Annotated in this window: 13 protein-coding genes; 6 read left to right on the top strand and 7 right to left on the bottom strand. The window is 70.4% G+C overall.

All coding sequences use genetic code 11. From position 1 onward, the window contains the following. Nucleotides 1–32: 32 nt before the first annotated feature. The 4 genes from infB to rimP form a co-directional block, all read right to left on the bottom strand. The gene (infB, locus tag ACFXGJ_RS21610) at nucleotides 33–2912 is read right to left on the bottom strand and encodes a translation initiation factor IF-2 (RefSeq protein WP_378624565.1); all 2880 of its coding nucleotides are present in this window, start codon (nucleotides 2910–2912) and stop codon (nucleotides 33–35) included. A 139-nt stretch (nucleotides 2913–3051) separates the two neighbouring features. After that, nucleotides 3052–3405 (bottom strand): YlxR family protein, encoded by a 354-nt coding sequence (locus ACFXGJ_RS21605; protein WP_378624563.1) that lies wholly within the window; start codon nucleotides 3403–3405, stop codon nucleotides 3052–3054. A 44-nt stretch (nucleotides 3406–3449) separates the two neighbouring features. After that, nucleotides 3450–4481, bottom strand: coding sequence for a transcription termination factor NusA (gene nusA / locus ACFXGJ_RS21600; RefSeq protein ID WP_378624561.1), 1032 nt, complete (start codon nucleotides 4479–4481; stop codon nucleotides 3450–3452). A gap of 4 nt (nucleotides 4482–4485) precedes the next feature. Then, entirely contained in the window at nucleotides 4486–5115 is a 630-nt protein-coding gene (rimP, locus tag ACFXGJ_RS21595; RefSeq protein WP_378624559.1) for a ribosome maturation factor RimP, read from the bottom strand. Nucleotides 5116–5239: 124 nt separating this feature from the next. Here rimP and ACFXGJ_RS21590 point away from each other — a divergent pair, with 124 nt between their 5' ends. Further along, entirely contained in the window at nucleotides 5240–5755 is a 516-nt protein-coding gene (locus tag ACFXGJ_RS21590; RefSeq protein ID WP_378624557.1) for a hypothetical protein, read from the top strand. Continuing rightward, nucleotides 5752–6216 (top strand): ferritin-like domain-containing protein, encoded by a 465-nt coding sequence (locus ACFXGJ_RS21585; RefSeq protein WP_378624555.1) that lies wholly within the window; start codon nucleotides 5752–5754, stop codon nucleotides 6214–6216. The genes ACFXGJ_RS21590 and ACFXGJ_RS21585 overlap by 4 nt, the downstream gene beginning before the upstream one ends. Before the next feature lie 100 nt (nucleotides 6217–6316). Here ACFXGJ_RS21585 and ACFXGJ_RS21580 read toward each other — a convergent pair whose 3' ends face one another. Beyond that, nucleotides 6317–7747, bottom strand: coding sequence for a DHA2 family efflux MFS transporter permease subunit (locus ACFXGJ_RS21580; RefSeq protein ID WP_378624553.1), 1431 nt, complete (start codon nucleotides 7745–7747; stop codon nucleotides 6317–6319). A gap of 116 nt (nucleotides 7748–7863) precedes the next feature. Between ACFXGJ_RS21580 and ACFXGJ_RS21575 the strand changes: the two genes are divergently transcribed. The 4 genes from ACFXGJ_RS21575 (at nucleotide 7864) to ACFXGJ_RS21560 (ending at nucleotide 10616) form a co-directional block, all read left to right on the top strand. Next, nucleotides 7864–8487: a TetR/AcrR family transcriptional regulator gene (locus ACFXGJ_RS21575; RefSeq protein ID WP_378624552.1), complete on the top strand. Its 624-nt coding sequence runs from the start codon at nucleotides 7864–7866 to the stop codon at nucleotides 8485–8487. 99 nt (nucleotides 8488–8586) lie between these two features. Beyond that, complete coding sequence (locus ACFXGJ_RS21570) at nucleotides 8587–9102, top strand: nuclear transport factor 2 family protein (protein ID WP_378624549.1); 516 nt, start codon at nucleotides 8587–8589, stop codon at nucleotides 9100–9102. After that, entirely contained in the window at nucleotides 9099–9938 is an 840-nt protein-coding gene (locus ACFXGJ_RS21565) for an SDR family NAD(P)-dependent oxidoreductase (RefSeq protein ID WP_378624547.1), read from the top strand. The genes ACFXGJ_RS21570 and ACFXGJ_RS21565 overlap by 4 nt, the downstream gene beginning before the upstream one ends. A gap of 51 nt (nucleotides 9939–9989) precedes the next feature. Further along, complete coding sequence (locus ACFXGJ_RS21560; protein WP_378624545.1) at nucleotides 9990–10616, top strand: FHA domain-containing protein; 627 nt, start codon at nucleotides 9990–9992, stop codon at nucleotides 10614–10616. A gap of 9 nt (nucleotides 10617–10625) precedes the next feature. Here ACFXGJ_RS21560 and ACFXGJ_RS21555 read toward each other — a convergent pair whose 3' ends face one another. Further along, complete coding sequence (locus tag ACFXGJ_RS21555) at nucleotides 10626–11579, bottom strand: alpha/beta fold hydrolase (protein ID WP_378624541.1); 954 nt, start codon at nucleotides 11577–11579, stop codon at nucleotides 10626–10628. Between the two features lie 61 nt (nucleotides 11580–11640). Next, on the bottom strand, nucleotides 11641–11982 hold a 342-nt coding region (locus ACFXGJ_RS21550; RefSeq protein WP_378624538.1), incomplete at its 5' end, for a hypothetical protein.

Here is an 11982-nt window from a genome sequence, read left to right as displayed (position 1 = left end):
GCCCGCGGGACCCACACCGGTTCTCGCGATTACTAGTCGCGCGGCTTCTCGCGCAGCTCGTACGCCTCGATCACGTCACCGACCTTGATGTCGTTGTAGGTGACCGTCAGACCGCACTCGTAGCCCTCGCGGACCTCGGTGACGTCGTCCTTCTCCCGCTTGAGCGAGGAGATGGTGATCGTCTCCGCCACCACGACGCTGTCGCGGACGAGGCGTGCCTTCGCGTTGCGCTTGATCGACCCGGCGGTGACCAGACAGCCGGCGATGTTACCGACCTTCGAGGACCGGAACATGGCGCGGATCTCGGCCTTGCCCAGCTCGACCTCTTCGTAGATCGGCTTGAGCAGGCCCTTGAGCGCCTTCTCGATCTCGTCGATGGCCTGGTAGATCACCGAGTAGTACCGGATGTCGACGCCCTCGCGGTTCGCCAGCTCCGTTGCCTTGCCCTCGGCCCGGACGTTGAAGCCGATGATGATCGCGTTCGAGGCCGAGGCCAGGTTCACGTTCGTCTCGGTCACGCCACCGACACCGCGGTCGATGACGCGCAACTGCACCTCGTCGTCGATCTGGATGCCGAGCAGGGCCTCCTCGAGCGCCTCCACGGTGCCCGAGTTGTCGCCCTTGAGGATCAGGTTGAGCTGACTCGTCTCCTTGAGCGCTGCATCGAGATCGTCGAGGCTGATCCGCTTGCGGCTGCGGGCGGCCATCGCGTTGCGCTTGCGAGCATTGCGACGGTCCGCGATCTGCCGGGCGATCCGGTCCTCGTCGACCACGAGCAGGTTGTCGCCTGCGCCGGGGACCGACGTGAAGCCGACGACCTGAACCGGCCGCGAGGGCAGCGCCTCGATGACGTCCTCGCCGTGCTCGTCGACCATGCGGCGAACGCGTCCGTACGCGTCGCCCGCCACGATCGAGTCGCCGACCCGCAGCGTTCCGCGCTGGATGAGCACGGTCGCGACGGGGCCGCGGCCACGGTCGAGGTGCGCCTCGATGGCGACACCCTGCGCGTCCATGTCCGGGTTGGCCCGCAGATCCAGGGAGGCATCCGCGGTCAGCAGCACCGCTTCCAGGAGGGCATCGATGTTGGTGCCCTGCTTGGCCGAGATGTTGACGAACATGGTGTCGCCGCCGTACTCCTCGGTGACGAGGCCGTACTCGGTGAGCTGCTGACGGATCTTGTCGGGGTTCGCCCCCTCCTTGTCGATCTTGTTCACCGCGACCACGATCGGCACGTCGGCCGCCTGGGCGTGGTTGATCGCCTCCACCGTCTGCGGCATGACACCGTCGTCGGCCGCGACCACGAGGATCGCGATGTCGGTGGCCTTCGCACCGCGGGCACGCATTGCCGTGAAGGCCTCGTGACCGGGGGTGTCGATGAAGGTCACCAGACGCTCGTTGCCGTCCAGCTCGGTCAGCACCTGGTAGGCACCGATGTGCTGGGTGATGCCGCCCGCCTCGCCCTCGCGGACGTTGGCCTTGCGGATGGTGTCGAGCAGTCGGGTCTTGCCGTGGTCGACGTGACCCATGACGGTGACCACCGGCGGACGCTGTTCGAGGTCTTCCTCGCCGCCCTCGTCCTCGCCGTAGGTGAGGTCGAACGACTCGAGCAGCTCGCGGTCCTCGTCCTCCGGGCTGACGACCTGGACGACGTAGTTCATCTCGCCGCCGAGCAGCTCGAGGGTCTCGTCGTTCACCGACTGCGTGGCCGTGACCATCTCGCCCAGGTTGAACAGCGCCTGGACGAGTGCTGCGGGGTTCGCATCGATCTTGTCCGCAAAGTCGGACAGCGACGCGCCGCGAGCGAGACGGATGGTCTCGCCGTTGCCGCGGGGCAGCCTGACGCCACCAACTGCGGGAGCCTGCATGCTCTCGTACTCGGCGCGTTTTGCCCGCTTCGACTTACGGCCACGACGAACGGCGCCGCCGGGGCGACCGAACGCGCCTGCCGCGGCCCCGCGCTGGCCGGGACGGCCACCGCCGCCACCGGGACGACCGCGGAATCCGCCTGCGGGAGCTCCACCGGGAGCGCCTGCACCTGCACCGGCACCGGGGGCGCCGCCACCGCGGTAGCCGCCGCCACCGCCGCCGGGACGACCACCCGGACCGCCGGGACGACCGCCGCCGGGGCGACCTGCACCGGGAGCCGGACGCGCCGACCGTGCGGGCATGGCACCCGGGTTCGGGCGCGGGGGCATCGAGCCGGGGCTCGGACGCGGGCCACCCTGGCCGGGGGCCGGACGCGGACCGCCGGGGCCTGCCGCGGGACGCGGGGCACCCGGAGCCGGACGGGGACCGCCCTGGCCGGGGGCCGGACGCGGGGCACCCGGACGGGGTGCGCCCGGGGCCGGACGCGGCGCGGGACGCTCGGCCGGGGCCGAGGAGTACGGGTTGTTACCGACGCGCGGCGCCTTCGGACCGGGGCGCGGGCCACCGGGCTTCGGACCTGCGGCGGCCGGAGCCGCCGGGGCGGGTGCGGGTGCCGGCGCGGCGCTGGCCGCGGGGGCAACCGGTGCCGCGGGGGCGGGTGCCGGTGCGGGTGCTGCCGGACGGGGGCCGGGCTGCGCAGCCGAGGGCGTCGCCTTCGGTGCTGCCGGGGCGGGTACCACCTGCGGTGCGGCCGGGGCCGCCGCTGCGGGTGCCGCCGGGGCCGGAGCCGGGGCGGGAGCCGCCGGCTTGGGTCCGGGACGGGGGCCGCCGGGCTTGGGCGCCGGGGCGGTCGACGTCGCCTCGGCGGCGGGTGCCGACGACTTGGCGGACGGGAACGACTCCCGCAACCGCCGCGCGACTGGCGCCTCCACGGTGGAGGACGCCGACTTCACGAACTCGCCCTGCTCCTTGAGCCTTGCGAGTAGTTCCTTGCTGGTGACACCGAGTTCCTTGGCCAACTCGTGCACGCGGGCCTTGCCTGCCACTGCTCTCCTCACTGAGAGGTCGAGCGCGGCTTGGTGCCCGCACGACCTCGGGTTAACTCCGATGGACGATCATCGCTGGTGCTTCACGGTGTGCTCATGAGTGTGTTTGCCTGACTCTTCTCGAGCGGTACTGCGCTATCTACGTACCGCTCTGTTGTGGGTGCGACTCGACGGCGGGATCGGTGATCGCAGGACCATCGATCTCGGCGTGGAGAGCCGCCGTGTCCAGGCTTCCGGACACTCGCAGCGCTCTGCCGAATGCTCGGCGCTTCTCCGCCTGGATCAGGCATTTCCGGTCGGGATGCAACCACGCACCTCTACCGGGAAGCCTGCGCCCGGGATCGGGCACCAGTACCCAGCCCTCCGACTGGACCTGACGTGCCACGATCCTCAGCAGATCAGCGGCCAGCGTTTGCTTCCGGCACCCGATGCAGGTACGAACCGGAAACCCGGTACGCACACGCGACTGCGCCGAAAACTCATGCTGAGCCATTGACCACTCTACCGCTGTTGCCGACCGAACCGTGCATGCCGCCCCTAGACACGCGTCGGCGCAGGTCCGGACGGCGCGTCGGAGGCGGGCGCGGCGTCGCTGCGGATGTCGATCCGCCACCCGGTCAGGCGGGCGGCCAGCCGGGCATTTTGCCCCTCCTTGCCGATCGCCAGCGACAGCTGGAAGTCGGGCACGACCACGCGGGCGGCGCGCGCATCGGCGTCGACGACCGTGACCGAAACCACCTTCGACGGCGACAGCGCGTTGCCGACGAACCGGGCCGGGTTCTCGTCGTAGTCGATGATGTCGATCTTCTCGCCGGCCAGTTCGCTCATCACGTTGCGCACGCGCTGTCCCATCGGGCCGATGCACGCGCCCTTCGCATTGAGCCCCTGCACCCGCGACGCGACCGCGATCTTGGTCCGGTGGCCGGCCTCGCGCGCGACCGCGACGATCTCGACCGATCCGTCGGCGATCTCCGGCACCTCGAGCGCGAACAACTTGCGCACCAGGTTCGGGTGGGTACGCGAGAGGGTGATCTGCGGGCCGCGCTGGCCGCGGGTCACGCCGACGACGTAACACTTGATGCGCTCGCCGTGCTCGTACGTCTCGCCGGGGACCTGCTCGGCCGCGGGCAGCATGCCCTCGGCGCCGTTCGCCTCGCTGCCGATGTGCACGACGACCATGCCGCGGGCGTTGGCACGGGTGTCGCGCTGGATGACGCCGCCGACGATCTCACCCTCGTGGGTCGAGAACTCGCCGAAACTCTTCTCGTGCTCGGCGTCGCGCAGGCGCTGCAGGATGACCTGACGGGCGGTGGTCGCGGCGATCCGGCCGAAGCCCTCCGGGGTGTCGTCCCACTCCTCCCCGACCCGGTTGCCGTCCGCGTCGACCTCGCGCGCCATCACCCGGACCAGACCGGTCCGGGTGTCGACGTCGATCCGCGCGTGCGGCTGGTGGCCCTCGGTGTGCCGGTAGGCGGTGAGCAGGGCGCTCTGGATGGTCTCGATGATCGTGTCGACCGGAATGCCCTTGTCGTCCTCGATCGCCCGCAGCGCCGACATTTCGATATGCACTTGTCTACCCCTCTACCTGAAATTCTTCGTCTGTCTCGTTCGCGCCCGGCTCGTCCGTGCCGTCGTCCTCGTCGTGATCCGTGTCGTCGTCGATCTCGGCTGCGTCGACCTCGGTGGGCACCACGCGCCCGTCGGCCACGCCGCCCGCAAGCTCGAGCTCCCTGGCATTCGGTGGCGAAAACTCCACCTGCACTACCGCTTTCGCGACATCGCCGAGGACGATCTCGCGAACCGCCGGACCACCCTTGCCGGGTACCACCAACTCGACCACGCCGTCACCGAGTGCTCCGACACGTCCGAGCACCTTCTCGTCGGAAAGCTCGACGAGCACCTTGCGGCCGCGTGCGCGGCGCCAGTGCCGCGGCTCGGTGAGCGGCCGGTCGATGCCGGGCGAGGTGACCTCGAGGGTGTACGGCGCCTCACCGAATTCGGGTGCAGCGTCGAAGACCTCGGAGACCACGCGACTCAGCTCGGCGACCGCGTCCAGCTCGAGACCGGCATCGCTGTCCACGACGACCCGGACCACACTGTGCTTGCCGGCCTGCGTGACCGACACGCCCTCCAGGTCGTATCCCTGGCGGTGCACCAGATCGGAGAGGAGCTCGAACACCCTCTCCTTCGACGGAACCGGCATCAGTAGAGCTCCTCGTTCAGTTGTGGTCGGATCACAAACCTGTAGCGCGAACCCTAAGGATATCGCGCATTCGGCGGCTCGGTGACCAGCCTGGGTCCACCCGCTCGATCCGGCACCTGACAAGATGGGGCCCGTGCCAGCAGCCGTCGTCTCGTCACCACTGTCCCGGCGCGCCGCAATTCGGGTCGGCGCTGCGGTCCTCGGGCTCGCAGCCGCGGGCGCCACCGCCGGTTGCGGCGCAGGCAACGACGACGCACCACCCGCACCGGATCCCCTACTCGTCGCAGCGGCCGCCGCCCGGCGCGACGCCGAGACCGCCACCGCCGCCACCGCGCTGGCGCCGGAGCGCGCCGGCGCGCTGGCCGTGATCGCCAACGAGCGCACCGCCCATGCCGACGCCCTGGCGACGGAGATCGCACGAGCGGCCGGCGCGAGCACCAGCTCCGTCACGGCCGCCGCGGCGCCGACGACCAGCGGCCCCGCCGCTCCCCCGCCGACCGTCGACCAACTGCGCACCCAGCTCGCCGAATCGCAGCGCGGTGCAGCAGATCTCGCCCGCCGACTGGACGGCTACCGCGCCGGACTGCTCGGCTCGATCAGCGCGGCCGTCGCCGCGCAGCAGGCGGTGTTGCTGCCATGACCTCCCCCACCACGTCCGCCTCCGCCACGATCGGTCCGGAGCAGCGCGCCCTCGTCGATGCGCTGAAGGCCGAACACGCCGCCGTCTACGCCTACGGCATCGTCGCGGCCTTCTCGAATCCCACACGCGCCGCGCAGGTTTCGGCCGACGCCGCGGCACACCGGGCCCGTCGCGACGCGACCGCCGACGCGCTCGCCGCGGCGAGTGTCACCGCCCCCGGATCCGAGGCCGGGTACACCCTCCCCTTCCCGGTCACCGATCCGACCACGGCCATCCAGCTGGCCGCACAGGTGGAGGTGGACACCGCGGTCGCGTGGCGGTCGGTGATCGAGCGCGCCCAGTCCGAGCCGACGCGCGCGATGGGCGTGGACGCGCTCACCGAGTCGGTCCTGCGTGGCGCTCGGTGGCGCGCGGTGCTCGGTGTGACGCCCCCGACCGTGGCGTTCCCCGGCCAGCCCTGACTCCCCACCCACGAACGCACCCCCGCTGCCGCCGCCCCCCGGCGCTGCACTCGCAACGCTCGGGGGACGACGACAACAGGGGTGTGATGCAATCGGCCGGCTAGACCGATTCCCGGCCCCGCCCCGGCATGAACATCGCGACGACCAACGCGACCGCGACCGAGGCCGCACCCACCAGCAGCGCGGGCTGCAATCCGTCCGCGTAGCCGGCCGGGGTGAGGCTGCCGCCCTTGGCCAGGAACACCGCCGTGAGGGTCGCGACGCCGAGCGCCACACCGATCTCCCGGATCGTGGAGTTCACGGAACTCGCTGTGGCGTGGTCGATCTCGGCCATGTCCGCCAGCACCGCGGTCGCGCTGGGCGCGAACGTCAGCCCCATCCCGACCCCGGCCATCAGCAACGCCGGAATCATCTCGCCGTAGGTGGCGCCGGGCTCGAGCACCACCGACATCCACACGAGCGAGGCGGCCTGCAGCGCGAGACCGGCGACCAGTAGCACCCGCAGTCCCACCCGCGGCGCCAGGATGCCCGCGATCGGCGCGACCACCATCGGCGCGGCCGTCCACGGCAGGGTGCGCAGTCCGGCCTGGAACGGCGTGTACCCCATCACGATCTGCAGGTACTGCGCCAACAGGAAGACCGCGCCGAACATGCCGAGGGTGAATGCGAGTCCGATGACGTTCGCGATCGAGAAGCTGCGCGAGCGGAACAGCCGCATCGGCATCACCGGGTTGTCGGCGCGCAGCTCGCGGACGACGAATGCGACGAGGGCGAGTACGGAGGCGCCGAGCACGCCCAACGTCGCCGCCGAGGTCCAGCCGTCGTCGTTGCCGTGCACGATCCCCCAGACCCCCAGGAAGACACCGACTCCCGCGAGGAGCACGCCGAGCAGGTCGAGTCGCTGACGCCGGCCCCGGGACTCGCCGAGCGCGTACAGCGCCAGCGGGACCGCCACCAGTGCGACCGGCACGTTGAGCCAGAAGATCGCCTGCCAGGAGACGCCGTCGACCACCGCGCCGCCGACCACCGGGCCGAGCGCGACCCCGAGCCCGGACACCCCGCCCCAGACACCGATGGCGAGGGCGCGCTTCGACGCCGGGACCGCGCCGGCCAGCAGCGTCAGCGAGAGGGGCATGATCGCAGCCGCGCCCGCACCCTGGACCGCACGCGCGGCGATCAGCATCGCCGGCGTGGTGGCCAGGGCCGACGCGATCGACGCTGCGGTGAAGACGGCGATGCCGTAGAGGAACAGCCGCCGCCTGCCCCACCGGTCACCGAGGGTGGCGGCGGAGAGCATGAGGGTGGCGAAGGCGAGTGTGTAGGCGTTGAGGAACCACTGCAACTGCCCGACCGTCGCGTTCAGGTCGGCCCGGATGACGGGCAGCGCACTGGTCATCACCAGGTTGTCGAGGGTGGCCATGAACATCGGCAGGGAGGCCGCGAGCATCGCCAGCCAGATCGGCACGGTGCGACGTCGGCGACCCTCCACGGGCGGCGCCAGTACGTCGAACTGATCGGTAGTTGTGGTCATCACTTCTCCTGGATCGGAGCACGTAGTGGACGTCCGGGTTGTCGGTCCCGGCTTGTAAGCATCGAATGATTACTTAACTTCCTCGACGCTAAGGCATCGAGTGATAACCTGTCAACATGTCTGCGACACGCGGTTCCCAGCCCGCCACCCGGATGAACGCGGCGGACCGGCGTGAGCTCGTCCTCGCCGCGGCGTCCCGGGCATTTGCTCGCGGCGGATACGCCGGGACCAGCACCGATGCCGTGGCCAGGGAGGCCGGTGTCTCCCAGCCGTACGTGGTGCGGATGTTCGGCACCAAGGCGGAACTGTTCCGTGAGGTCTTCGCGCGGGCGCTCGCCCGCATCGTCGAGACCTTCGACGCCGAACTCGACAAGATGGTCATCGACCCGGACAGCGACGAGTTCTGGGCTCAACTCGGGGCTGCATACGGCGGGCTCATCTCCGACCAGGACCTGCTGCTGGTGATGATGCACGGCTTCAGCGCGGGTGGCACCCCGGAGATCGGCGCCCAGGCCAGATCCACGATGTCGCAGATCTACACCCAGATCCGTGACCGCACCGGATGCACGCCGGAGAAGGCGCGCGAATTCATCGCGCAGGGCATGCTCGTCAACATCATGCTCGCGATGCGTGCCGACGAACACCTCGACGAGGACCCGGCACTCGGTGAACTGACCGCGTGCGTGCTCGGCGGCACCCTGGATGCGGCTCTGGCCGAGTCGGCCGCGGATCAGGAGTAGGGGCGCCGCGCCGGAAGAGAACCCGCTGCGACTGTGACCGCGGACACCCTAGGCTCGACCCGAGTACGGATCATCGACACCGAGGACGGGACGAACCCTGTGCCACAGACCAACGAACACCTCGCCCGGCGAATCGACGACCTCGAGCAGATCGAGGCGATCAAGACGCTCAAGTACCGGTACTGGCGGGCCTGCGACGGCAAGGACCCCGAGACGTTTCGCGCATGCTTCGTCGCCTCGGGCGCGAGGATCGACTACGGCGCGCTGGGGGCCTTCGACGACGCCGACCCGATGGCCGAGATCTTCGCCAAGGTCGCCCTGCACACCGTCGACGGCAAACACGTCATCTTCGACATGCACCACGGCATGCATCCCGAGATCACACTGACCGGCGAGGGCACGGCGACCGGCCGGTGGACGCTGCGATTCCGGCAACTGAACCTGCTCGACCGCACGGAGAAGCTGTGCACGGGCGAGTACGACGACGAGTACCGCCTCGAGGACGGCGACTGGAAGATGTCCAAGTGCCACTTCACCGAGACCTGGTCGATGGTGCGCCCGCTGCCCGACGACGCCGTGATCACCGAGGGCGCCTTCGCGGAGGCGGCGCGATGAGCAGCGGAGACAACCGCGTCGCGCTGGTCACCGGCGCCAGCCGCAGCGTCGGCAAGGGCATCGCCCTCGCGCTCGGCTCGGACGGCTGGACCGTGTACGTCACCGCCCGCGGGGAGGTCGGGACCGGCGGCGCCCTCGACCGCACCGCCGCCGAGATCGCCGAACGCGGCGGCCGCGGCATCGCGGTGCAGTGCGACCACAGCGACGACGGTCAGATCGAGAAGCTGTTCACCCGCATCGCCGGGGAGCAGGGCGGCCGACTGGACCTGCTGATCAACAACGTCTGGGCCGGCCCGTCCGACGGGTACGCGGGATTCTCGCAACCGTTCTGGAAGCGACCGGTCAGCGACTGGGACGCACTGATCGGGCTGGGACTGCGGGCACACTACGTCGCCGCCGTCGAGGCCGCGAGGCTGATGGTGCCGCGCGGCTCCGGCCTGATCGGCAACGTCTCGTCGTTCGGCACCCGCGGCTACCTGCACTCGGTGCTGTACGGCATGTCGAAGGCGGGACTGGACAAGATGGCCGCCGACATGGCCGTCGAGCTGAAGGGCACCGGTGTCACCACCCTCAGCTTCTGGCCGGGGCTGGTGCGTAACGAGCGGATGGTCGCCAGCGGCATGAAGAGCTTCGAGGGCTTCTCCCTCGACGACGCCGAGACACCCGAGTTCATCGGGCGGGTCGTCGTCGCGCTGGCGAACGACCCGAAGGTCGGTGAGCGCAGCGGCCGCACGCTGATCACCGCGGAGACGGCACTGGAGTACGGCGTCATCGATGTGGACGGGCGCCAACCGGTGTCGCACCGCGCCGCATTCGGCGGTGGCGCGCTCTTCTGAACCGCGACCTCCGGACTGGCGCCTCCCCGTAGCCGGGAGCACGATGGACACGTGACCATCGAACGCGTCGCCGAGTGCCGACTCGTCTATTCGGACGGTCAGGGTCGGCAGCAGATGCTGTCCCTGACCCTCGACCAGCCGCGGGTGACCGTGGGTCGATCGCCCGCCTCGGGTCTGCCCTTGACCACCGACGAGGAGGTCTCGCGGTTGCACGCGGTGCTCGAGTGCGTCGACACGCACTGGACGATCGTCGACGACGGACTGTCGCGGAACGGGACCTTCGTCAACGGCGACCGGATCCACGGCAGGCGCAGACTGCGGCACGGCGACAGCATCCGGATCGGCGCGACCATGCTGACCTACGACGAGTTCGGAGCCGCGACCGACGAGGCGACGATGGTCGCCGCGAGCACCCCGAACGTTCGCTCGCTCACCGACACCCAGCGGTCGGTGCTGCTGGCGCTGTGCCGGCCCTACAAGCACGGGGCCGCGTTCGCCAATCCGGCGTCGAACCAGCAGATCGCGTCGGAACTGTTCCTCAGCGTGGACACCGTCAAGACGCACCTGCGCGCGCTGTTCACCAAGTTCGGCGTCGAGGACCTGCCCCAGAACCAGAAGCGGGTGCGCCTGGCCGAGCGCGCCATGCACAGCGGGGTCGTCAACGCCCGCGACCTGTAGTCGGTCGGCTCAGCTCGCGACGACCATCCGCGAATCCTGGGCGGCGGCGCCGTCTCGGGCGGCCCTGGCGAGCAGGCCGCCGATCGCGGCGGCAACCTCGGGTGCCCGCTCGAGGATCACCGAATGGCCGGCGCCCTCGATGCGGACCAGTTCGGAGCCCGGCAACCTCGCCGCGAGGGCCTCGGAGTGCTCGAACGGTGTCATCAGGTCCGCGGAGCCGCAGACGACGAGGGCCGGGACACCGGCGAGCGCAGGCACCGAGCCGGATTCGTCGAACTCGGCGAACGACTTGAGGAAACTGGACATCGTCACCACGGAGGTGTCGTTGACCATCGCCGCCGCCAGCGCCACCACCCGCGGGTCGACGTTGCGGTTGCCGGTGCCCGCGACGCGAACAACGCCCGTGCACACTCGGCAGCTCACGCGCTTCGAGCCGGCAGTGACGCGCGGGGCCCACCGCACCGCTGCATGGAACAGCAACACCGCGGGACTGCGCAACAGTCGCCCGAGCCCCACGTCGGCGAGCCCGTTCGCGGCGGTGGAAATCAGGGCGATCCCGGCCAGCCTCGCCCCGACCGCTGTCGGGTTCTGCCGCGCGTATGCGAGCGCGGTCATCCCGCCCATGGAGTGCCCGACGAGCACCACCGGCCCGCTCGGGACCACCGCCGCGAGCACCGCGTCCAGGTCGCGACCGAGCTGGTCGATCGTATAAGTAGAGGGTGCGGCGTGCCCCGATTCGCCGTGCCCGCGGTGGTCGTAGAACACCATCCGCACGCCGGACCCGCAGGCCCGCTCGAGGAACGCTCGGAGCAGATACCAGGATTCCGACCGCAGGCAGTGCCCGTGTACGAACACCGCGGTGACCGGGGCGTCGGGGCTGCCGAACTCGCTGACGGCCAGCGGAACTCCGTCGTCGGCAAGGACCGTGACGCGACGCCCGCCGGTGGTGACTGTCTTCGACATGGTGCCCTCCTCACGTACTTGCTGTATCGGCGCGACGCCGCAGTTCCTTACACCCGGGTCCCTATTTCACGGGAGGCAGTCCGGGAAGGTTCGGTCCGTTGCCGAGGTCGACCCCGCCGGGGCCCGCCCCGATGCCGCCGACGCCGAGTGGGCCGACGTTGACACCGCCGATGGCTACATTGCCGTTCGAGCCGGAGGTGCCGGCCGGGGGCTGACCGTTCGCGGGCGCACTGGCCACGGGTGCGCCGAACCCGAAGTCCGGGGGCGGCGTCTGCGCGGCGGCGATGCCCGCGCCCGCGGAGAGCATGAGCAGGGCTGCGGCGGTCGCCATGAGTCCCCGCCGGGCGGTGCGGGTGTCGAGCACTGTCGTGTCGAACATTGTCTGTCCCTTCGTGGTACGGAG

It is taken from the genome of Rhodococcus sp. NPDC059234 (genome assembly GCF_042754225.1).
GTDB lineage: Bacteria > Actinomycetota > Actinomycetes > Mycobacteriales > Mycobacteriaceae > Rhodococcus_G.
Note: the sequence above shows the minus strand (reverse complement) of the source record. Positions and strands in the feature narration are given on the sequence as shown.

Bases quoted from the DNA above. Each gene is read 5' to 3' on its own strand.
- ACFXGJ_RS21605 (WP_378624563.1), bottom strand. From the start codon at position 3,405: ATGGCTCAGCATGAGTTTTCGGCGCAGTCGCGTGTGCGTACCGGGTTT.
- rimP (WP_378624559.1), bottom strand. From the start codon at position 5,115: ATGCCGGTTCCGTCGAAGGAGAGGGTGTTCGAGCTCCTCTCCGATCTG.
- ACFXGJ_RS21590 (WP_378624557.1), top strand. From the start codon at position 5,240: ATGGGGCCCGTGCCAGCAGCCGTCGTCTCGTCACCACTGTCCCGGCGC.
- ACFXGJ_RS21585 (WP_378624555.1), top strand. From the start codon at position 5,752: ATGACCTCCCCCACCACGTCCGCCTCCGCCACGATCGGTCCGGAGCAG.
- ACFXGJ_RS21580 (WP_378624553.1), bottom strand. From the start codon at position 7,747: ATGACCACAACTACCGATCAGTTCGACGTACTGGCGCCGCCCGTGGAG.
- ACFXGJ_RS21575 (WP_378624552.1), top strand. From the start codon at position 7,864: ATGTCTGCGACACGCGGTTCCCAGCCCGCCACCCGGATGAACGCGGCG.
- ACFXGJ_RS21565 (WP_378624547.1), top strand. From the start codon at position 9,099: ATGAGCAGCGGAGACAACCGCGTCGCGCTGGTCACCGGCGCCAGCCGC.
- ACFXGJ_RS21555 (WP_378624541.1), bottom strand. From the start codon at position 11,579: ATGTCGAAGACAGTCACCACCGGCGGGCGTCGCGTCACGGTCCTTGCC.